The following is a 21,107-nucleotide window of genomic DNA, read 5'->3' as shown; positions in this document are numbered from 1 at the left end:
CGCATGAAGAAGACCGTATTGATTACCGGTGGGGCCGGGTTTCTGGGCTCCCATCTGGCCGACCGTATGATTGCCGAAGGCTATCGTGTGATTGTCATGGACAATCTGGTGACAGGCAGCATGTCGAATATCGAGCACCTTTTCGGCCATCCGGACTTCGTGTTCCAGCATGTGGACGTGACGAACTACATCCACGTGCCAGGCGAACTGCACTACATCCTACACTTTGCGTCGCCTGCCAGCCCGATCGATTATCTGAAAATTCCCATCCAGACGCTGAAGGTAGGGGCACTGGGCACGCACCGTGTGCTGGGCCTGGCCCGTGCCAAGGGGGCCCGTGTACTGGTTGCCAGCACCAGCGAAGTGTATGGCGACCCGCAGGTGCACCCGCAGGACGAAGAATACTGGGGCCATGTGAACCCCATTGGCCCGCGCGGCTGCTACGACGAAGCCAAGCGTTTCATGGAAGCTATGACCATGGCTTACCACCGTGCTCACGGTGTAGAAACCCGTATCGTACGCATTTTCAATACCTATGGCCCGCGCATGCGCCTCGATGATGGCCGCGCACTGCCCGCTTTCGTAGGCCAGGCGCTGCGTGGCGAGGACATCACTGTGTTTGGTGACGGCAGCCAGACCCGCAGCTTCTGCTACGTGTCGGACCTGATTGAAGGCATCTACCGCCTGCTGCTGTCGGACGAGACGCGGCCAGTAAACGTGGGCAATCCGGATGAGATTACCATCCTGGACTTTGCCAAGGAGGTGCTGACCAACCTGCCCGAGAGCAGCAGCCGCATCGTGCACAACCCACTGCCACAGGACGACCCCAAACAGCGCCGCCCCGACATTACCCGCGCCCGCACCGTACTGGGCTGGGAGCCCAAAGTTGGCCGCGCCGAAGGCCTGAAGCTGACACTGGACTACTTCAAAAAGAAGGTGAATGCCGTTTAAGGTAAGCCAGACCGATATGGAGGGGCTGCTGATAGTGCAGCCCCAAGTTTTTGGCGACAGCCGTGGCTACTTTCTGGAACTGCATGCTGAAGCCGCCCTTGCCGAACAGGGGCTGACGGCGCGCTTTGAGCAGGACAATCTTTCATTCAGCACCAAAGGCACACTGCGCGGGCTGCATTTTCAGCGGCCACCGCATGCGCAGGGCAAATTGGTGTGCGCCCTACAGGGAGTGGTGCTGGACGTAGTGGTGGACATCCGCCGGGGCAGCCCCACGTATGGCAAAGCCTTCACGATAGAACTGACGGAGGCCAACCGGACGATGCTGTATGTGCCCCCAGGCTTTGCGCACGGCTTCTCGGTGCTGAGCGACACTGCGCTGTTCTTCTACAAATGCACAGCGCCCTACAACCGCCCCAGCGAAGGCGGCCTGCTGTGGAACGACCCCGCGTTGGGTATTGACTGGCGCGTGACCGACCCCATTCTCTCTGACAAAGACCTCGAGAACCCCACGCTGGCCGAGCTGGTGTCGGAGTTTTGAGAGAATTGCGCAGGCCTACTCTTACACCCTACCCCCAGCGATGGACAATAGGGTTGGGTGCGCTATCTTACCGTATGCATTATCTACTGCTGCTGGCGGCTCTGCTGCTGAATGTCCCCGTTTTTGGGCAGGACGACAACCAGGCCGCTGAATTGTCGCGGCTGCCTCAAAGCTTTGGTCGGCTGGGCAGCAGCACGGACGTGGAATCCTCCCCAACACAGGCGATTGTCATTATGGGTGGTGGGCGCGACTTTGACCCGGCCTTCCGCTGGATGATAGAGCAGGCCGATGGTGGCGATATGGTGGTGTTGCGTGCAGCGGGCGGCAACGCTTACACGTCTTACCTCTGGAAGCTGGCCAAAGGCAAGCTGAACTCGGTAGAGACGTTGCTGATAGACAGCCGGGAAGATGCGATGGACTCGGCGGTAGCCCGCCGCGTGCAGCTGGCTGAGGTGGTGTTTATCGCTGGTGGGGATCAGGCGCTGTATGCCCGCTACTGGAAGGGGACGCCACTGGCCGACGCCATTCGGTTTGTACACGCTGAGAAGCAGGGAATCGTGAGCGGGACAAGCGCCGGGGCTGCAATTCTGTCGGGCTATTATTTTGACGCAACGGCCCTGCGGCCTGATGAAGAGAACCTTGCGACAGAAGAAGTGCTGGCCGACCCCTATGGGCATCGGGTGACCATCGGGCGGCAGGATTTTCTGGGTCTGCCTTTTCTGGGCAGGGTAGTAGTAGACCAGCATTACATGGCCCGCAACCGTATGGGGCGGCATCTGGCTTTTATTGCCCGGGCCCGGGAAATGCACAACGGCCCGGTGTATGGTATCGGGGTGGACGAGGAGACAGCCGTGATTGTGAACGGCGTTGGAGAAGCGCGGGTGTTGGGCAAGAGGAGCGCCTGGTTCATTCAGCCGGACATCGCAGGTGCCCCCGTTCAACTGTCAGCTGGCAAGCCCCTGACATGGGGTACGGCCGCACGGCCTATCCGTGTGCTGGAGGTGAAGGCCGACCGGAAGATGGAACAGTGGTTTGACGTAGCACACTGGTATGGCGGAAACAGGGGTAAAACCTTCAGGTGGTACGATCTGACGGTGACCGAAGGCAAACTGACGCTGGTGTCAAGTACACGGCAGCAGGAAGTGGAGCCCAGCGACTGGTAGCCCCAGCACCAGCAGGCCATCGGCTTTTTCTATCTTGCCAGTATGAAAGCCGTATTGGAAGCTGCCGCGCTGTATACGCGCGAGATATCCGAAGTGGAAAACCGTTTTCTGGCCTGGCGCGACAAGAGCCAGGAGCTCCTGGCCTACCTGACCGAGGTGGTGAAGGCCGTACAGGAACGGGTACCTTATTTCCGTGACAACCTGACGGTGGAGACGATGTATGCGCGCATGGAGAGCGAAGGGGTGGTTTACGAGAACCATCAGCTGATGACGGTGCTGTTGTACAGCCAGCCGCGCCCCGTGGCAACGTTTCATCATCCTGAAAGCAAGCAATACTGTGGGCTGATAGAAGCGGGCTTTCAGCTGTACTTTGCCCCTGCCCTGAATGGGGAGATTGTGGTGAGCATCGTAGGCCATGCCGTGCAGGGTAATGAGCCCCCTACTCAGGAACTGCGCGTGTTCAGCCATCCCAGTCTGATGGACCGCCCGGCAATAGATCAACTGCTGATCAAGGCGTTTGACATGGGTGTGCACTCCAGCGCCCTGTACTCGCGCGACACTCTGCCGAGCGACCGTACCATTGTGGGTTTCCGGACGCAGCGTGCCCCCGAGCCAGAGCAGCTGGATACAACGGCGCCCTACGCAGGCGAAGGCGAATAACTACAATGGCGCTGGCACAATTGGGTCTCTGCATGTTATCTTGTAGAGACTCATTTTCCCTGCCATGCAAACCGTTGTCTCGCCTTCACCCCGTGTTTTGCTGCGGCCTGCGCTGCGCAATGCCCTGTACTTTCTGGGCCTGACCCCTGCCGTGCTGGTGGTGTTCGGCAACCTGACAGGCGGCTGGTGGGCCTTCACCAACTACGCTTTCTCGTTCATAGGGCTGGCGCTGCTGGAACGCCTGGCGCCACAGGTAGATGACAATGCCCATACCGGTGACGACGAGACGGTGCCCAACATCGTACTGTTTCTGCATCTACTGGCACAGGCCGCGTGTTTGGGCTCGCTGTTCTGGGGGATACATACGGGTGTGCTGACGGGCTGGGGCCTGTTTGCCGCCATACTGAGCACGGGCGCGTATTCGGGTTCGGGCGCCATTGTAGTGGGGCACGAACTGTGCCACCGCAAAGAGGCTTTCTGGATCTGGGGCAGCAAGTTTCTGCTGTTCTCGGCAGGCAACATCTATTTCTATGTAGCCCACGTGCGGGTACACCACAAGCTGGTTGGCACCGACGACGACAGCACCAGCGCCCGCAAAGGCGAGACCCTGTACGGCTTTCTGCTGCGGTCTATCTATGGGCAGGTAAAAGACACGTTTGTTCTGGAGGCCGAGCGGCTGCGCAAAGAAGGCAAATGGGCCTGGGGGCCCACCAACTACGGTGTGGTATCGGTGGTGCTGGCGGTGCTGCTATGCGCCGCATTGTACTACTGGCTGGGCTGGGCGGGCGTGATAGCCTGGCTGGGACAGGCCGTGCTGGCCAACTTCCTGCTGGAGTTTGTGAACTACATACAGCATTACGGCCTGCGCCGCGACAAAATCACGCGGGTAGACCCGGGTCATGCGTGGATCAGTGAGCACGGCACGCGCTTCTTCATGGTAGACCTGACCCGCCACAGCGACCACCATGCCCACGGTGCCCGCCATTTCCACGAGTTGAAACACCACGAGAGCAGCCCCGTGCTGCCTACGGGTTATTCGGGTATGCTGCTGCTGGCGATGGTGCCGCCGCTGTTCTTCCATGTTGTGGACAAGCGGCTGGAGGAGCACCTGGCCCGGCGTGCCGCCCAGGCAAAAGCCTGACGCTTGCAGTTGGCGCAGCGCCTGCGCAACTTGAAGGATGTTTGAAGCAAACCGGGTATGTAACCTGCTGGGTGTATCTGTGCCCATCGTGCAGGCGGGAATGGTGTGGGCCAGCGGCTGGCGGCTGGCCAGCGCCGTGAGCAATGCGGGCGGGCTGGGCCTGCTGGGTGCAGGCAGCATGAGCCCCGAACTGCTGGCCGAGCACATAGCCAAATGCAAAGCCGCCACTGACTGGCCTTTTGGCGTGAACCTGCCGCTGCTGTATCATCGGGTGGAAGAGCAGATACAGGTGGCGCTGGCCGGTGGCGTGCGCATATTCTTCACCAGCGCGGGCAATCCCAAACTGGTGGTGCCGCGGCTGAAAGCCGCCGGCTGCACGGTGGTGCATGTGGTGCCGGGAGTGAAGTTTGCCGAGAAAGCCCAGGCTGCGGGCTGCGATGCCGTAGTGGCCGAGGGCTTTGAGGCAGGTGGGCACAATGGTGCCGCCGAGCTGACGACGATGGTGCTGATACCGATGGTGCGCAAAGCCATCGACCTGCCCATCATAGCGGCGGGCGGCATAGCTACTGGGGCTGGCATGCTGGCAGCGATGGCGCTGGGGGCCGATGGGGTGCAGGTGGGTACGCGGTTTGTGGCAACGCCCGAGGCCAGCAGTCACCCGAACTTCAAGGAGGCGGTGGTAGCCGCTGGCGAAGACGCTACCCGGCTGCAAATGAAACAACTGGTGCCGGTGCGGCTGCTGCGCAATGCCTTTGCCGATGCAGTGGCGGCCGCCGAAGCCCGTGGCGCCAGTCGGGAAGAGTTGATGGCATTGCTGGGCAAGGGCCGCGCCAGACAGGGCATGTTTGAAGGCGATATGACCGAGGGCGAACTGGAAATAGGTCAGGTGGCTGGCCTCATAGACCAACTGACGCCCGCCGCCGAAGTGGTGCGGGAAATGCTGGCCGAGTATGCCCTTCTGAAGGCTGCAATTGCGGCCGGCGGAAAGTGGTGAAGCGGCTGGCTGCGCTCAGGCTGCGCGGACGACCTCGCGGAGGAGGCGGCGCTTGGCAATGGGCAGCAGGGTGGCGTCGAGGGGTACGGCGAGCTCGGATTCGACGGCGTAGGTGGCTGGGTTTGGCAGATCGGGTTGGGCGTGGATGAGCTCGCGCTTCATCTGCTCGTAGGGCATGGTGAGACTGTAGGTGAACACGGTAACGGGCGCCAGATGAATGCCGATCATGCGCTCGCGGGCATCGCCAGGTGGCGGCACAAAGGTGCTGATGGTGAAGCGATAGGCAGGGACATCGGGCAGGGTGGCACGGCGCAGGAGGATGTAGCCTTCGTTGCGGTACAGTGGCATGACACCAACGGGCAGCAGCCCCAGGCGGCCATCTACAGTTTCGTAGAGTTCGCGCCCCTGCTCCATGCGGGCCGAGATGCGTGGCAAGGCAAAGCTGACGATGGCTTCCAGTTCGGCCAGGATGGTATCGTCGTCTTCGGTGCGCTCAAATATCCAGCGGAGTGCCTCGGCATCCATGCCGACGATACGATGAGGGAAGGTATCGGCCAGTCGCTGTTTTTCCTCCAGAAAAGAGGACAGCGCACGGTAATGAGCGATGAGATCGGCCAATGGCGGATACAGGCAGTTCTGGCGGTAGGACAGGTCAACCTCCTGCAGGTAAGCCAGGAGGACATACTGCTTGTACTCGAAGTCGAGCGAGCCCTCTACAAACCAGGAAGTGCTGAGGGTTTTCATGCACTGAACAGTTAAGATGCTTAGCCTTAAGCTAAGAATTTTTCCACAATTGCAGGCGTTTCCTTGTGCGGTAAGCAATCGCCAGAATTGGGTAAAATGAGACAAACGGCACTGCGGCATGCATTTTGCTTATTGTACACATGGCCTTGTCATTCCCATACTTACCCAAAATGGGTGATGGATTGTAGCGGCTTTTTTTCTTAAGAACTGTGAAAGCAGTAATTTAACGGTGCAAAAGCAGAGACATCCCGACCAACGCTCTCTTTTTCACCCGATTCAGACCTGACCTGAACCAGCGAACCGAAGAATCACCACGCGTGCAGCCTCCCCATCGTCATGCAGATCCTCTTCGACCTTATTCATTCGCTGGCCAAAGAAGAAAAGCGGCTGTATCAGCTGCATAAGAGGGAAAATCGTTTCCAGCGCATTTACGAAGGGTATGCCAAAACCCAGGTGTACTCGAAGACGCTGGACCAGAATCTGTACGCCGAGCACTTCCAGGATGTATCGCGGGCCTTCTACTCGATGCAGAAGCGGGCGCTGCTGGACGATATTCTGGTAGTGCTGCTGGAATATTCAAACAGCCAGAACCCAGGTTACCAGTTTGTTCGCCTGTATGGCCGTGCACAGGTACTGCTGCAACGACGGATGGGAGATGCGGCGGCCATGCTGTCGCAGGAGGCACTGGAGAGCGCACAGGCTTCGGGCAACACCGAGCAGCTGCAACTGGCGCTGAAGACCCAGCAGGAGGCCCTGCTGCTGACGAAAGAGCCCAGCCTGAAGCAATATGAAGACCTGCAGGCGCGGATAGACGAAGTGCGTCAGTCGAGCGACCCGGAGTCGAGGCTGAAGCGTGTTCGCGAATCGTTGGGGCTGCTGCGGTTGAATTACGATGACCTGCCCGAAGACACCGTGCAACAGCGGGCGGCCGAGTTCATGAGCCAGCTGAAAGACCTGGCCATCGACGAACACAACCTGCCCCTGACACTCGAAAAGCTGGCTACCGAGCAGCTGTATTACCAGATCATGGACCAGCCGGACGAATACCACCGGCGGCTGGCACAATACCACAAGCGGCTGACCAGCAATGGCGCCATTCTGCCCGAAGACCGATACTTCGAGCTGGTGAACATGTACCTGCGGAGTGGGTTGCGCAGCGGCGACTTCCTGCTGCTGACGGGCATGATCTACAAGCTGAACAAAGAAGTGGACATGCTGAAGCCGGAGATCCGACAGGCTTTCCTGCCAGCGTATCTGGAGACCTGCGCGCTGTTCAACTTCTACGAGAACGACCTGCCGCAGGGCCTGAAGCAGGTAGACACGGTGATTCGCACCGGCGAGCCCACCGACGACCAGCAGACCCGCTGCATCTTCTACCGCCTGGCCATGTTGATAGCGGCCCACCTGCCCTCGCAGGCGCGTGAGGAAATTACCTACTACAGCCAGCAGGCCCCCGAACTGGCCGAAAATCCGCTGATGGCACTGATGGAAGTGATGGCAGCGATAGACGCCAAGCAGGATCCCGACGAAACCCTCTTCATGATAGAGCGGCACAAAAACCACCTGAAGAAGCGGAAAGACTCTAAGGCGGTTATTGAGGCGCTGGGGATGCTGGCAGGCTATGTGGAGAAGAAGCGTGTGAAAGAGCGACCCATCCGGGTGTTTCCGCCCGACTGGGAAAACATCCTGCGGGTGGATCTGTACGTGCGCGCCAAACAAAGTACCAGCTTCTACTACAACCTGATGCTGGAAGACTGGAAAGCCCGGAAGAAGGTTTTCTAGCACCTGTGCAATTTTCAATATGAATTGAAAATTTTTTGGGGCAGGTGCAACGACGGCTATCTTTGCCGCGTTATCCCAGCACGATGAACACACAGGCACTGCTCGATAAAGCCCTTGCGTTAGAGTTTTTGACGCTCGAAGAGGGTATTCACCTGTTTCAGCAGGCAACGCTGACGGACCTCATGTACGTGGCCAATGAGATCCGGAAGGTGAAGAAAGCCGACACGCTGGGCATCGTGACCTGGCAGATCGACCGGAACGTGAACACGACGAACGTGTGCGTGGCCAACTGCAAGTTCTGCAACTTCTTCCGTGTGCCGGGTCACCCCGAGTCGTACATCACCGATGACGACACGTACAAGCGCAAGATCGAGGAGATGTTTGCCCTGGGCGGCGACCAGTTGCTGTTACAGGGGGGACACCACCCCGAGCTTGGCATCGAATTTTACGAGACGACCTTTTCGAAGCTGAAGAGCTGGTACCCGAACCTGCGCCTGCACGCGCTGGGTCCGCCAGAAATAGTGCACATCAGCGAGGTAAGCGGCATCAGCTACCATGAGACCCTGCGCCGCCTGAAGGCAGCGGGCCTTGACAGCCTTCCCGGCGCCGGCGCCGAGATACTGGCCGACCGTGTGCGTCGCCTCATCAGCAATGGAAAGTGTCTGGGCGAAGAGTGGCTGGAGGTAATGCGCCAGGCCCACAAGCTGGATATTCCGTCGAGCGCGACGATGATGTTTGGGCATATCGAGACGCTGGAGGAGCGGTTCGACCACCTGGTGCGCATCCGTGCGGTGCAGGCCGAAAAGCCGGCGGGCAGCATGGGCTTCAAGGCGTTTATTCCGTGGCCGTTCCAGGACGACGGCACGCTGTTGCAGCGCAAGAAAGGCGTGCGGAACAGTGTTGGTGCGGATGAATACGTGCGGATGATAGCGCTGAGCCGCATCATGCTGCCGAACATCGAGAACATTCAGGCTTCGTGGCTGACAGTAGGCCCCAAAGTTGCGCAGCTGTGCCTGCATGCCGGCGCCAACGACATGGGCAGCATCATGATTGAGGAAAACGTGGTGTCGGCAGCGGGTGCGCCGTACCGCTTCACCGCGCAGGAGATTCAGAAATGTATCATCGAGGCAGGCTTTGAGCCGCGTCTTCGCAACCAGATCTATCAGTTCCGGGAAGTGCCGGAAGTAGCGCGCATGGTGCCTGTGCTTGCCAGCAACTGACCCGTCTGGAGTGGGCGGAGGCGAACAGCAACTGTGCGCTGCCGGACAGTCGTGGTATGGCTAATAGGCCCCTGTGCACAAGCAGGGGCCTATTATGTGAAGTGGCAGGCGTTTTGTTAAGGGCTTTACAGCTCTACTCAAAACGACTGTATCATGCTGAAAAGCTATTTCTGGGTGGCCTGGCGCAGCATCAAGCGCCAACCCCTGTTCTCCTTCATCAACGTTGTGGGCCTTGCTATGGGTTTATCAGTCTGTCTGCTGGTGCTGACACTGATAAACGAGGCTTTCACTGTTGACCGCCAGCACCCCTATGCGGCAACCACCTACCGGATCATAACCGAAGGCCGGAATGGGGAGGGTGTAGACCTGGCGACTTCACCTCGGCCCTTGGCCGATCACCTCAAGTCAGAAGTTCCGGGCCTGAAAGGCATGGTTCGGCTGCATCGGGGGTTGCGGCGCCCGGCCAGCATAGGTGACAAGAGCATTCCGCTGGAACTGCTGGTAGCTGATGCCAGTTTCTTCGAGGTTTTTGCCCACCCGCTGTTGGAGGGCGATCGGCGGACGGCGCTGGCCTCAGCTCGGGGCCTGGTGCTGGCTGCTCCGCAGGCCGAGGCGCTGTTTGGCCGTGAGAGCGCCTTAGGTAAAACCGTGATACTGGGCGAGCTGGGTGCATTTACCGTGACGGGGGTAATGCAACAACCCGAAGGCCGTACCCATCTGACGCCTCAGGCCCTGCTGTCGTATGAACTCATGCCGACGTTGGAGGCCCTCGCTGCCGATCCCGTGCTGAAAGAGGATCCCTGGGTGAACCATTACAACGACTATCTGTACGTGGTGCTGGACAACACTGCTCAACTGGGGCAGCTGGAAGCAGTGCTGGGCCGCTACAGTGGCGTGCGGCAAGACTCGCGCCGCGAGAATGTGACTCTGGCATTCCGTGCGCAGCCGCTGACCTCGGTAGCGACGGATTTCAACGGCCTTGGCAACGACCTGGGTTTCTTTCTGCCGGGGTCGGTGCTGCTGTTTCTGTCGGTGCTGGCAATGGTGGTGATGCTGACAGCAGCCTTCAACTACACGAATCTGTCGCTGAGCCGCATGCTGGTACGCAGCCGCGAGGTCGGTATCCGCAAAACCTCTGGCGCCCGAAGCGCCGACATCTTCTGGCAGTTTCTGGCTGAAAGTACGCTGATGGCGTTGCTGTCGCTGGGGCTGGGGCTGATACTGCTGCGGCAATTGATACCAGGTTTCAAAGCACTGCAACTGAACCAGTATCTGAAAGTGGAGCTGGCAGTAACACCTGTGGTGCTGTTGGTGTTTCTGCTTTTTACGCTGCTGGTGGGCGTGTTGGGTGGGGTGTTGCCCGCCTGGGCATTGGCCCGACTTAACCCCATGCGCGTGTTGAGAGGCGACGGCAATTTCCGGCTGATGAAGCGCCTGAATCTGCGTCGGGCGCTGGTGGTGGGGCAATTCGCGATATCGCTGCTGTTCATCGTGTTTACGCTGGTACTGAGTCGTCAGGTGAACCATCTGTATCAGGTGAACCCAGGATTCAGAACCCAGAACCTGTATATACTGGATGTTGGAAATGCAGCCTATGCCACGCTGGAGGCAGAGTTGCGCAATGCTCCAGGTGTAGAGGAGGTAACAGGCATGGCTCCGGCCTGGGGTGGGGGCAACTTTTATCAAACACGGGTGAAGTGGGCCGGGGAACCCGAGCCAGTGGATATGTCGCAGACGTTCATGAGCCCGAATACCCGGCGCATGATGGAGCTGGAATTGCTGGCCGGCCGAGACTTTCCGGCGGAGGTACCCACTGGCGGCGACCGGTATGTGCTGCTGAACGAGACAGCTGCCCGCCGTATGGGGGCTTCGACCCCTGGAGAGGCTGTGGGCCGCACTTTTGAGATTTACAACGCCAAAGACACTTCGGTAGTAGAGGTAATAGGCGTGGTGGCCGACATTGTATATGGCAGCATGATGCAGGAGATGCCGCCCGTGCTGTTCCGGGCCAATGGCCAACGGCTGCGGCATGCAGTGATAGCCGTGCGCGACCCACAGGACCCACAGACGCTTGCCGCATTGAAAGCCATCTGGGCACGGCACAACCCACGCGAAGCGATGGATCTGAAACTCTATGAGCACCAGATGGCCGAGAGCTTTGCGGTGGCAATCGACATGAAGAAAGTGCTGGGTTTTGTAGCGCTGCTTGCCATTACGATCGCGTCGTTAGGGCTGCTGGGCATGGCGGCCTACGAGGCCCAGACCCGTCGCCGCGAAGCCGGGGTGCGTAAAGTGCTGGGCGCTGGGCATTTGAGTCTGTTTCGCAGCTTTTCTAGCCGCTTTTTGGTGTTACTGGCGGTAGCGGTAGCCCTGGCCCTGCCACTGGCCATGTTCCTGGCCGGACGGTTTCTGGAACTCTTTGCCAAACGCATAGACCTGACGGTAGGCCTGTATCTGGAGGCCGTGGGAATTCTGGTAGCCTGTGGCCTATTGGCGGTAGGTTCGCAGGCGCTTCGCTACATCAGTGCCAAGCCAGTAGACATTCTGCGGTCAGAGTAAGTGCGGCTTTCAGCCGACCCTGTTGCAGCCCCTTTCAAGGGGCTGTGCTGTTTTGGGGAGACGGGGAAGCGCCTGGCTCTGCCTGGTTTCAGGCACTGTGACAGGCCATGCCTCAAAAAAGCGGCCCTATTTACAGAATTTCCGTTACTGCCAAACGTTTGTATGCCGTGTTAATGGCAATGCATTAAGCGGTTAGACATTAAAAATCTTAATACGGGGGTGACAGCGTGTTTTTATGCCCTATTTATGGCTAAAATGGCCCCGCAAGAAAGCGTTGGCGTGGCACCGCAAATGCGGGATGCCGCTGACGCGTTCAAGCGAGCAAACCAATCGCAATTACCCTTACAGTTCAGTATGCAATTGAAACCCTTACGCTCGACAGCGGCCGCATTGGTAGCGACGCTGTGCCTGCTGGGAACTGGAACAGCCTTTGGACAGGGCTACCAGGTGAACCTGATGGGCCAAAAGCAGACAGCCATGGGCCATACCGGCACCGGCTTACTGCAGGACGGCGCCGCATTGTACTTCAACCCCGGTGCGGTTTCGCATCTGGAGGGCAACATCATCCAAGCGGGTGTCAGCTTGGTAGATGTGCAGTCGGCTTACGTGGACAAAGCAGTGAGTGCTCCAAAGTATGAGACACAGAACCCGATTAAGCCACCACCAACGCTGTATGCCGTATGGGGGCCCAACGCCAGCAAGTTCAAGTTTGGGCTTGGGGTGTACGCGCCCTTTGGTGGGGCCTACAACTGGGGTGCCAACTGGGTAGGGCGCTATGCCTTGAAGAGTCTGTCGCTTCAGGCGATCTACTTCCAGCCGACGGTGAGTTACAAGCTGTCGGAGAAACTGGGGGTTGGCGTAGGCTTCATTTACGCGCTGGGCGCGGTGGACCTGCAACGGGCGCTGCCTTTCACGAGCCAGGGCCTGCAGGATGGTCTGGTGCAATTGAAGTCGAACAGTGCCACGGGTGTGGGCTTCAACGTGGGTGTATACTATAAACCTTCAGAGAAACTCTCGTTTGGTGTTGCTTACCGTTCGCTGGTGCGTGCCAAGGTAACCAACGGCGATGCCGTGTTCACGGTGCCTGGGGGTGTGGCTCCACTGTTTGCCAACAGCAGAAGTTTCAATGCCGAACTGCCTCTGCCCGCACAGCTGAGCGTGGGTGTGGGCTTCAAGCCAACGGAGAAACTGACGCTGGCCTTTGACTACAACTATATCTTCTGGGAGGTGTATAAGAGCCTGGATATCGACATTGAGCAGAACAGTTCAGCAGTGGCCGACTCGGAGCAGCCGCGCAATTACAAAAACAGTATGACCTTCCGTCTGGGTGGGCAATACCAGCTGACAGAGAAGCTTGCTGTACGTTTGGGTGGTTATTACGGAATTGCCCCTGTTCGTGATGGCTTTGTTACGCCCGAAAGCCCCGATGGCGACCGTTATGCACTGACCTCCGGTTTCGGCTATCAGTTCAGCGAGAAGTTTTCGCTCGACGCGTCGTTTGAGTATCTCCGCGTGTTTGACCGCGAGGACAACAACCTCGAAACGGGTCTGAATGGCACCTGGGCCACCAGCGCCGTTGTTCCGGGCATTGGTTTCAACTACAAATTCTAACAAACGGAGGACACTCCCATGACATATACCCGTATTGCTGCCAAGTTTCTGGCACTTGCAGGCCTCTCGGTAGCGCTGTCCAGCTGCCGTCCTGAGCTGGACGCTCCGACCCCAACCACCAATGGCCAGGTGGACCTGACCCGCTATGTAGCACTGGGCAACTCGCTGACCGCTGGTTATGGCGATGGCGCCCTGTACCGCTCGGGCCAGGAAAACAGCTTTCCGTACTTCCTTGCCAGCCGCTTTGCCCGTGTAGGGGGTGGCAGCTTCACCCAGTTGCTGCTGCCCGAAGGCGCAGGCTTTGGAGGGGCTGGCAATGGCCGCTTCACCCTGACGGCGCTGTTCCCTTCGCCAGTAGTAGTACAGAACAATCCGCCGAGCATTACGCCGGTAACGCCAGGCTGGCGCCCCTCTGACGCACAGGCCATTGCCGCCAACGGCAACATGGGCGTGCCCGGCATGCGACTGATAGAAGTAGCAGTTCCGGGCTTTGGCAACCCAGCCAATGGTGCCGGCAACTTCAACCCTTACTACACCCGAATTGCGGGCAACCCCGCTACGTCATCGGTGCTGAAGGATGCCTATGACAAGCGGCCGACGTTCTTCACGTTTGCGCTGGGTTTCAACGACGTGCTGGGTTATGCACTGGCCGGTGGCGCCAGCAGCAGTATTTCCAACCCTGCTACGTTTGCCTTTGTGTACCAGCTGGCTGTGGATTCGCTGCTGAATGCTACGCCTGTAACCAAGGGTGTTGTATCGAACATTCCCGACCTGACGCAGGCGGCGTACTTCCGTACGGTGGGCCCGCAGGCTGCCGCCACGCTTCCTGTGCCTGGTATTTATTACCGCAGCAAAGATGGCGACACGCTCTTCGTAGCGAAAGCCCGCCTGGCTGACCCGAACAACATTCTGAACCCCCTGCTGTTGCTGACCGCGACGGGCCGTGTAGGGGTTGATGGTGGCGCGGGCGGTGCTCCCAATGGTATTCCGGATGGCCTGAGTCCGCTGGATCCGTTGCCTTCGAGCTTCGTGCTGGATTCGCTGGAGCGTGCAGACCTCAAAACGGCTATTGACGCCTACAATGCGAGCATCAACGCCTACGTTGCCGCCGTAAATGCCCGCCCCGCAGGCAAGCGTCTGGTGATTCTGGATGCCGTGAGCATGTTTAACCGCTGGAATGCCGGCAGCCGGGAATACTCGGTTGACATCAATCTGCGCTACATCACGGGTGGCGTGCATGCTCTCGATGGAGTGCACCTGACCCCGCGTGGCTATGCACTGGTAGCCAATGAGATTATCAAGACAATGAACGAGGGTTTTGGCACCAGCATCCCGCTGATAGACGCCTTTACGTACCCCGGCGTTATTCTGCCCAACTGACCCTCAGCCCCCTGAGCGAGAAGACCCCGGCCCTGTGCCGGGGTTTTTCCGTTTTTGCGCGCAGCCAGTGTGCTGGAAACCTTACCTTTGCACCCTGTTTACCCTATCTGACACATGAGCGAGCAACAGGCTGCTGCCCACGAGCTGAACGACCAGATGCAGGTGCGTCTGGACGAGATTGCCGAGCTGCGCACCATGGGGATTGATCCTTTCCCCAGCGCCACCTTCACCGTCAACGCCCACGCGGCAGACATTCTGAAGCATTATCCCCTTCAGAAGCTGGACTATAAAGACGTGGCACTGGCAGGCCGGGTAATGACCAAGCGCCTGATGGGTAAAGCCAGCTTCGCGGTGTTGCAGGACAGCACGGGCCGTATACAGATGTACCTGGCCAAAGACGAACTGGGCGAAGAAAAATATGAGCTGTTCAAGCGGCTGACCTCGCTGGGCGACCACGTCGGCATCAAAGGGTATGTCTTCACTACCAAGACCGGCGAGACGACCGTGCACGTGACCGACTACCAGATACTGGGCAAGACGGTGCGGCCGCTGCCTGTGCCGAAAGAAAAAGACGGCGTGGTGCACGATGCGTTTTCCGATGCCGAACTGCGCCACCGCATGCGCTACGTAGACCTGGTGGTAAACCCGCATGTGAAAGAGACGTTCGTCAAGCGGTCGAAGATGGTGACGGCCATGCGCAGCTTCCTGAACGACCGTGGCCTGCTGGAGGTGGAAACGCCCATTCTGCAACCGATCTATGGTGGTGCCTCGGCACGCCCCTTCACCACGCACCACAACACGCTGGACATGAAGCTGTATTTGCGGATTGCCAACGAACTGTACCTGAAGCGCCTGATCGTGGGCGGCTTTGACGGCGTGTACGAGTTTGCGAAGGACTTCCGCAACGAGGGCATGAGCCGCTTTCACAACCCGGAGTTCACGATGCTGGAACTCTACGTAGCCTACAAAGACTACCAGTGGATGATGGACTTCATCGAGGAGATGCTGGAGTACACCGCTCTGAAGGTGAATGGTACTACGCAGGTGCAGGTTGGCGACAACGTGATTGACTTCCAGCGCCCGTGGCCCCGCTACACCATGTACGAGGCCATCGAGAAGTTTGTAGGCGTGGACGTAGCGCACCTGGACGAAGACGGTATTCGGCGCGTGTGCGTGGAGAAGCAGATACCGGTAGACCCCACCATGGCGCGTGGCAAGCTGATAGACGAACTGTTCTCGCTGGCTGAGAAGCAGCTGATACAGCCGACGTTCATTACCGACTACCCGCTGGAAATGTCGCCGCTTGCGAAGAAGCACCGCGACAAGCCGGGGCTGGTGGAGCGTTTCGAGGCCATTTGCAACGGCAAGGAATTGTGCAACGCCTTCACCGAACTGAACGACCCTCTGGACCAGCGCGAGCGCTTCGAGGCCCAGCTGGCCCTGCGCGACCGTGGCGATGAGGAAGCCATGGTGCTGGACGAAGACTTCCTTCGTGCGCTGGAGTATGGGATGCCGCCTACGGCAGGTCTGGGTATCGGTATCGACCGCCTGGCCATGATCATGACCGGCGCCCCCAGCATACAGGAAGTACTGCTTTTCCCGCAGATGCGGCCCGAGCAGAACCCCTAGTTTTCGCTTACTTTTCAGCGTGTTTGAGGTGCGGCTGGCCCATCGGTACAGATAATCCGTACCTTAGACACGCTTACGCCTGATTACACATTTCTTTCCGTACTGTAGCCCAATGCTGCCCGAGAACCAAGCCCAGCAGGACGCGCTGAACCCCACCGAGACCCAGGGGCATGCCGAGCCTGCCGACGCGCTTGAAACCCACCCGAGTGTGGAGACTGCGCACACCGCCGAGGTAGAACACCCCGAGCCTGAAATGGATGCCGCCCAGCGTGAAAACGAAGCGCGGCTGAAGCAGGTGTTGTCAGCAGTACTCAACGACGAGGCCACCGATTTTGCCGAAGTGCTGCCCCAATACTCCCCACAGGAGTTGGTGCTGCTGATGGAAGAACTGGCCATCCGGGAGCTGGACCGCAACGCCATTCGCCGCGTTGGCCAGATCAAGAAGCAGTGGGACGAACTGTTTGCTGCGCGCCTGAAGGAAGTGAACACCCAGGTGGAAGACGATGCCCACCCCGAACTGCAGGACGAGGCCAAAGCCGAAAAAGAGCGCCTGACGCACTTTTCGGCACGCCTGAGCCGCGCACTGGTGAAGTTCAACAAGCGCCGTGCTGAGTACGAAGCCCAGCAGAACGCCGAGCGCGAACAGAACCTTATCACCAAGAAAGCCCTCCTGGAAGATCTCAAAGCCATTGTAATGGCCGAAGAGGTGACTGCTATAGACAAGGTGCGCGCCGTGCAGAAGAAATGGCGCGACATCGGCCAGGTGCCCCAGGCCGACGTGGACAATATCATGCAGACCTACCGGACCTATCTGGACCAGTTTTATGGCCTGCGTGAGAAGTACAACGACCTGCTGGAACAGGACCGCAAGGTGAACCTGGAAGAGAAGGAAAAGCTGATACACGAGCTGGAAGAGCTGGTGGGCATGCCGCACAGCACTGCTGTAGCCAATGCTGCCGAGACCACCGACCAGCAGCCCGACATTGATGTAGCCAATGCAGCAGAAGCACCTGTCGCAGACACCCCCGAGGCCGAAGCTGCACCTGTTACCGAGCACAGTGCCCGCTACTGGCAGGAAACTGCCGACAAGGTGAAGGCCCTGCACGAAGCCTGGAAGCACGTGGGGCCAGTGCCCCGCGAGCAGACCGAAGCCCTGTGGGCGCGATTCAAGGCGGCTACCGACTTCTTCTACGAGCAGCGCCGTGGTTTCTTCGGCGAGCGCGACCAGGAGCGTGGTGCCAACACCGATGCCAAGCGTGCACTGGTGGAGAAAGCCCAGAGCTACACCGCCTTTGCCTCTGACAGCAAGGACGCCTGGATGAAAGCCAGCCAGGAGCTGCAGGCGCTGATGGAGAACTGGAAGCAGATAGGCCCGGCTACGGCTGAAGGCAAGTCGCTGTTCAAGCAGTTCCGCGATGCCCAGAACGCCTTTTACAAGAAGCGCGCGCAGTTTTTCCAAGGCTTGAACTCGGCCCGCGAAGGCCTGGTGAAGCAGAAAGAGGAGTTGCTGGCCAAAGCCGAGGCGCTGGCCGCTGAAGCCGAAGGACCCAACAAGACCGAGCAGTTCAAGAACCTGCAACGCGAGTGGAAAGCCACTGGCAGTGACGATTACAAAGAGGCCCGTAAGCTGCAGAAGAAGTTCCGCAAGATCTGCGACACCTTCTTCAATGGCCTCAAAGCCCAGCGTGCGGATCAGCATCAGGCCGAACAGGCGAATCTGGAGCGCAAGAACTCGCTTCTGGATCAGCTGGAGGCCCTGTACGAAGGCGCTGACGCTGCTGAACGTGAAGGCGAGGCCGAACTGCTGCTTCAGGAAATAGACAGCGTAGGCCACGTGCCCATCAAGCAGAAAGACAAGGTACTGGCCCGCATGCGCAAGGCTCAGGACCGCTACCGCGAACTGTATCGCCGGGGGCCGCGCCGCCAAGGCTACCATGCTGGTGGCCAAGGCCACAGCAACGGTGGCAACCGCGGTGGTCAGCAGCACGGTGGAGGCCATGCTGGCGAAACGCACCTGGAGAAGGAGCAGCGCCGCATCATGGGTCGCGTACGCCAGTTGGACGAAACCATCCAGCAATACGAGAACAACATCCTGTTCATCAGCCGTGGCAAGAGTGGCGACGCCCTTCGCAACGACATTGAGAGCAAGATTACTGCTGCCCGCGACGAAATCAGCAAGCTGAAAGCCGAACTGAAGGCGCTGCGCAAAGCCGAAGCCGCCAAGCACGAGGCACCTGCCGCCGAAGCACCCGCCGTAGAAGCACCCGCAGCCGACGCCCCTGACACAGAGGCATAAGGCCAGCAAGGGCTACAAATAGCAACGGGCACCTGATGAGGGTGCCCGTTTTCTGTTTTCAGTAAGACTTTGGAGTGTAGGTTTTTCGGGAGGGCTTACTGTTATAATAATACTGCCCACCCCTTGGTCCTGTATTTCTGGTTCGTCCTCTCCCGTAATTTGAGGCTTCGGGTGAGTAATCCCTTGCCCTTGACCCTCTACTACCTGTGTATGGATTGGTATTTCCATAAGTAGAGTAGTTGTCATGATTTGTCCGATTGGACTTTGTTCGATAGTGTGGCTGAACGTAGGTCCCGTTTCGGCGATAATAGCCGTTCTGATAAGTGGCTTGGGCAAAAGCTGCTGCTGAAATACAGCACAGCACCAGTGAGAATAAAAGACTTTTCATGGGCTAGATTAATTGTTGAAAATCAATCTAGACATTATGCGTCAAGTTGTATCTAAATGACTCTTTATGGCCCCTCACTTGGGGTATGCCTGGGGCCTTTGGCCAGTTTGGATGTCTTGTTGAGGCGGGGCAAACGGGGGTTACGGGGTATGCGTTCCTCCTGCGGGGGCAGCTGGGCCTCTGGCTCAGGGGCAGGAGTGGCAGCCGCCAGTGCGCCGCCTTCGTGGTAGAAGTCGTACACGATCTGGGCTTTGCTGGCACCTACTACCTGGGCCAGTTCGTCGAGGGTGGCTTCCTGAATGCGGCGCACAGAGCGCAGTTCGGTGAGCAGTTTTTTGGCTGTAACAGCCCCCACGCCCTTGATGTCCTTGAGTTCGGTGCGCAGGGTTTTCTCGCCGCGCTTCTTGCGGTGGAACGTGATGGCGGTGTTGTGGGCCTCGTTGCGGATGCGCTGGAGCAGGCGCAGGGTGGCGCTCTTCTTGTCGATGTAGAGCGGGACGGGGTCGTCTTTGTAGTAGATTTCTTCCAGCCGCTTGGCGATGGATACGATGGGTACCTTGTGGGTGATGCCCAGTTCGTCGAGGGCTTCGATGGCGTGGCTCAGTTGGCCCTTACCGCCGTCAATGACGATGAGGTCGGGCAGGGGTGTGCCTTCTTCCAGAAAGCGGCGGTAGCGGCGGAAGACAGCCTCCTTCATGCTGGCGAAGTCGTCTATACCGACGACGGTCTTGACGTTGAAGACGCGGTAATCGCGGCGGGCAGGCTTGCCTTCCTTGAACACCACGCACGACGACACTGGCGCATAGCCCTGGATGTTGGAGTTGTCGAAGCACTCGATGTGGTTGGGCAGCTTGGTCAGTCGAAGGTCTTTCTGCACCTGCTTGAGGGCGCGCAGGGTGGGGCTTTCGGCGTTGCGCAGGCGGGTGAGGCTGGCTTTTTCCTCGATGAGGCCAGCACAGTTTTTCAGTGACAGTTCGATGAGCTTGGCTTCGTCGCCGCGCTGGGGTATACGGAAGTCGAAGCGGGTGGCGAGGTCGGCGCCCTCGGTCTCGACGTTGGTGAGGATGCGGTCGTGGAGGTCTTCCTCGTCGGTGAGGAGTTGGCCCAGGGCTGCTTCCAGCACTTCGATATCGGTTTCCTCGGCCTTGGGCCGCATGACGTAAGCGTGTGTGCCGACGACAGTGCCCGAGCGGATTTGGAAATGGTTGACAGCGGCGAGGCCCTCTGCCTGCTGCACGGTCAGCACCTCGCAGTCCTTCACGGTTTCGGGTACTACGGTGCTGCGGCGCTTGTGCTTCTGCACATGCTCTATACGGTTTTTGAGGAAGTGGGCACGCTCGAACTCCAGGTTGGCGGCGGCCTCGTCCATCTGGGCCTTCAGCTGGCTGAGTACTTCGCGGTAGTGGCCGCGCAGTAGGTGGCGAATCTGGCTGATGTCGTTGTCGTAGTCGGCCTGCTTCTGGTAGCCGACACAGGGGCCGGCGCAGTTCTTCATGTGGTACTCCAGGCAGACACGGAACTTGCCTTCGCGGATGTTGCGGTCGGTGAGGGCGAGGTTGCAGTTGCGCAGCTGGTAGTTCTCGCGGATGAAATGCAGAATGGCATTCATCGTTGCGCCGCTGGGGTAGGGGCCGAAGTATTCGGAACCGTCCTTGATTTTGTTTCGGGTGGAAAAGACGCGCGGGAAGGGCTCTTTCTTGATGCAGATGTAGGGGTAGGTTTTCCCATCCTTCAGCATCATGTTGTACTTGGGCTGATACTGCTTGATGAGGTTGTTTTCCAGTAGCAGGGCTTCCAGGTCGTCGTTGGTGCGGACGGTCTGGATGTCGGCAATCTGGCGGACGAGCACGCGGGTCTTGAAGTCGAGACTGCCGCCACGGGTGAAGTAGCTGTTGACGCGCTTCTTAAGGCTCTTGGCTTTGCCTACGTAGAGGATGCGGCCGTCGGCGTCGAAGTACTTGTAGACGCCGGGAGCATCGGGGAGGGCCCGGCGGAGGTCGTCGAGGAGGGGGCGGCCGGAGGCGTCGAGCAGGTCGTCGGACATGGAGAGA

Annotated in this window: 15 protein-coding genes; 13 read left to right on the top strand and 2 right to left on the bottom strand. The window is 58.9% G+C overall.

The features are described from left to right. Positions 1-3: 3 nt before the first annotated feature. From AC2D8O_RS12400 to AC2D8O_RS12375, 6 genes are all read left to right on the top strand, one after another. A complete protein-coding gene (locus tag AC2D8O_RS12400) occupies positions 4-951 on the top strand; it encodes a UDP-glucuronic acid decarboxylase family protein (RefSeq protein ID WP_484679146.1) in 948 nt (315 codons plus the stop codon). Next, positions 941-1,489: a dTDP-4-dehydrorhamnose 3,5-epimerase gene (gene rfbC, locus AC2D8O_RS12395; RefSeq protein ID WP_484679145.1), complete on the top strand. Its 549-nt coding sequence runs from the start codon at positions 941-943 to the stop codon at positions 1,487-1,489. Before AC2D8O_RS12400 ends, rfbC begins: the two co-directional genes overlap by 11 nt. A 74-nt stretch (positions 1,490-1,563) precedes the next feature. Then, complete coding sequence (locus tag AC2D8O_RS12390; protein WP_484679144.1) at positions 1,564-2,652, top strand: cyanophycinase; 1,089 nt, start codon at positions 1,564-1,566, stop codon at positions 2,650-2,652. 42 nt (positions 2,653-2,694) lie between these two features. Beyond that, positions 2,695-3,312, top strand: a complete 618-nt coding sequence (locus AC2D8O_RS12385; RefSeq protein WP_484679143.1) for a hypothetical protein — start codon at positions 2,695-2,697, stop codon at positions 3,310-3,312. A 64-nt stretch (positions 3,313-3,376) separates the two neighbouring features. After that, complete coding sequence (locus tag AC2D8O_RS12380; protein ID WP_484679142.1) at positions 3,377-4,453, top strand: alkane 1-monooxygenase; 1,077 nt, start codon at positions 3,377-3,379, stop codon at positions 4,451-4,453. A gap of 37 nt (positions 4,454-4,490) precedes the next feature. Beyond that, positions 4,491-5,447 (top strand): NAD(P)H-dependent flavin oxidoreductase, encoded by a 957-nt coding sequence (locus tag AC2D8O_RS12375; protein ID WP_484679141.1) that lies wholly within the window; start codon positions 4,491-4,493, stop codon positions 5,445-5,447. A 15-nt stretch (positions 5,448-5,462) separates the two neighbouring features. Here the strand turns inward: AC2D8O_RS12375 and AC2D8O_RS12370 are convergent, their stop codons facing one another. Continuing rightward, positions 5,463-6,191: a hypothetical protein gene (locus AC2D8O_RS12370; RefSeq protein WP_484679140.1), complete on the bottom strand. Its 729-nt coding sequence runs from the start codon at positions 6,189-6,191 to the stop codon at positions 5,463-5,465. A gap of 336 nt (positions 6,192-6,527) precedes the next feature. On the opposite strand from AC2D8O_RS12370, the gene AC2D8O_RS12365 reads away from it, so the two are divergent. The 7 genes from AC2D8O_RS12365 (at position 6,528) to AC2D8O_RS12335 (ending at position 18,668) form a co-directional block, all read left to right on the top strand. Further along, on the top strand, positions 6,528-7,973 hold the full coding sequence (locus AC2D8O_RS12365; protein WP_484679139.1) for a hypothetical protein: 1,446 nt from the start codon (positions 6,528-6,530) through the stop codon (positions 7,971-7,973). Between the two features lie 83 nt (positions 7,974-8,056). After that, positions 8,057-9,193, top strand: coding sequence for a CofH family radical SAM protein (locus AC2D8O_RS12360; RefSeq protein WP_484679138.1), 1,137 nt, complete (start codon positions 8,057-8,059; stop codon positions 9,191-9,193). Positions 9,194-9,346: 153 nt separating this feature from the next. After that, complete coding sequence (locus AC2D8O_RS12355) at positions 9,347-11,752, top strand: ABC transporter permease (RefSeq protein WP_484679137.1); 2,406 nt, start codon at positions 9,347-9,349, stop codon at positions 11,750-11,752. Between the two features lie 354 nt (positions 11,753-12,106). Continuing rightward, positions 12,107-13,363, top strand: coding sequence for an OmpP1/FadL family transporter (locus AC2D8O_RS12350; protein WP_484679136.1), 1,257 nt, complete (start codon positions 12,107-12,109; stop codon positions 13,361-13,363). A gap of 18 nt (positions 13,364-13,381) precedes the next feature. Continuing rightward, positions 13,382-14,743: an SGNH/GDSL hydrolase family protein gene (locus tag AC2D8O_RS12345; RefSeq protein ID WP_484679135.1), complete on the top strand. Its 1,362-nt coding sequence runs from the start codon at positions 13,382-13,384 to the stop codon at positions 14,741-14,743. A 114-nt stretch (positions 14,744-14,857) separates the two neighbouring features. After that, positions 14,858-16,372 (top strand): lysine--tRNA ligase, encoded by a 1,515-nt coding sequence (gene lysS, locus AC2D8O_RS12340; protein WP_484679134.1) that lies wholly within the window; start codon positions 14,858-14,860, stop codon positions 16,370-16,372. 112 nt (positions 16,373-16,484) lie between these two features. After that, positions 16,485-18,668 (top strand): DUF349 domain-containing protein, encoded by a 2,184-nt coding sequence (locus AC2D8O_RS12335; protein ID WP_484679133.1) that lies wholly within the window; start codon positions 16,485-16,487, stop codon positions 18,666-18,668. A 452-nt stretch (positions 18,669-19,120) separates the two neighbouring features. Here AC2D8O_RS12335 and uvrC read toward each other — a convergent pair whose 3' ends face one another. Beyond that, positions 19,121-21,100, bottom strand: a complete 1,980-nt coding sequence (gene uvrC, locus AC2D8O_RS12330) for an excinuclease ABC subunit UvrC (RefSeq protein WP_484679132.1) — start codon at positions 21,098-21,100, stop codon at positions 19,121-19,123. Positions 21,101-21,107: the final 7 nt, after the last annotated feature.

The sequence above is a fragment of the Pontibacter sp. T17 genome (genome assembly GCF_057219875.1).
This window is presented reverse-complemented; position numbering and strand designations above follow the sequence as displayed.

What these genes read in the sequence shown, in the direction of transcription:
- AC2D8O_RS12365 (WP_484679139.1), top strand. Translation starts at nt 6,528, where the DNA reads ATGCAGATCCTCTTCGACCTTATTCATTCGCTGGCCAAAGAAGAAAAG.
- AC2D8O_RS12385 (WP_484679143.1), top strand. Translation starts at nt 2,695, where the DNA reads ATGAAAGCCGTATTGGAAGCTGCCGCGCTGTATACGCGCGAGATATCC.
- AC2D8O_RS12390 (WP_484679144.1), top strand. Translation starts at nt 1,564, where the DNA reads ATGCATTATCTACTGCTGCTGGCGGCTCTGCTGCTGAATGTCCCCGTT.
- uvrC (WP_484679132.1), bottom strand. Translation starts at nt 21,100, where the DNA reads ATGTCCGACGACCTGCTCGACGCCTCCGGCCGCCCCCTCCTCGACGAC.
- rfbC (WP_484679145.1), top strand. Translation starts at nt 941, where the DNA reads ATGCCGTTTAAGGTAAGCCAGACCGATATGGAGGGGCTGCTGATAGTG.
- AC2D8O_RS12355 (WP_484679137.1), top strand. Translation starts at nt 9,347, where the DNA reads ATGCTGAAAAGCTATTTCTGGGTGGCCTGGCGCAGCATCAAGCGCCAA.
- AC2D8O_RS12370 (WP_484679140.1), bottom strand. Translation starts at nt 6,191, where the DNA reads ATGAAAACCCTCAGCACTTCCTGGTTTGTAGAGGGCTCGCTCGACTTC.
- lysS (WP_484679134.1), top strand. Translation starts at nt 14,858, where the DNA reads ATGAGCGAGCAACAGGCTGCTGCCCACGAGCTGAACGACCAGATGCAG.
- AC2D8O_RS12345 (WP_484679135.1), top strand. Translation starts at nt 13,382, where the DNA reads ATGACATATACCCGTATTGCTGCCAAGTTTCTGGCACTTGCAGGCCTC.
- AC2D8O_RS12375 (WP_484679141.1), top strand. Translation starts at nt 4,491, where the DNA reads ATGTTTGAAGCAAACCGGGTATGTAACCTGCTGGGTGTATCTGTGCCC.
- AC2D8O_RS12400 (WP_484679146.1), top strand. Translation starts at nt 4, where the DNA reads ATGAAGAAGACCGTATTGATTACCGGTGGGGCCGGGTTTCTGGGCTCC.
- AC2D8O_RS12360 (WP_484679138.1), top strand. Translation starts at nt 8,057, where the DNA reads ATGAACACACAGGCACTGCTCGATAAAGCCCTTGCGTTAGAGTTTTTG.
- AC2D8O_RS12380 (WP_484679142.1), top strand. Translation starts at nt 3,377, where the DNA reads ATGCAAACCGTTGTCTCGCCTTCACCCCGTGTTTTGCTGCGGCCTGCG.
- AC2D8O_RS12335 (WP_484679133.1), top strand. Translation starts at nt 16,485, where the DNA reads ATGCTGCCCGAGAACCAAGCCCAGCAGGACGCGCTGAACCCCACCGAG.
- AC2D8O_RS12350 (WP_484679136.1), top strand. Translation starts at nt 12,107, where the DNA reads ATGCAATTGAAACCCTTACGCTCGACAGCGGCCGCATTGGTAGCGACG.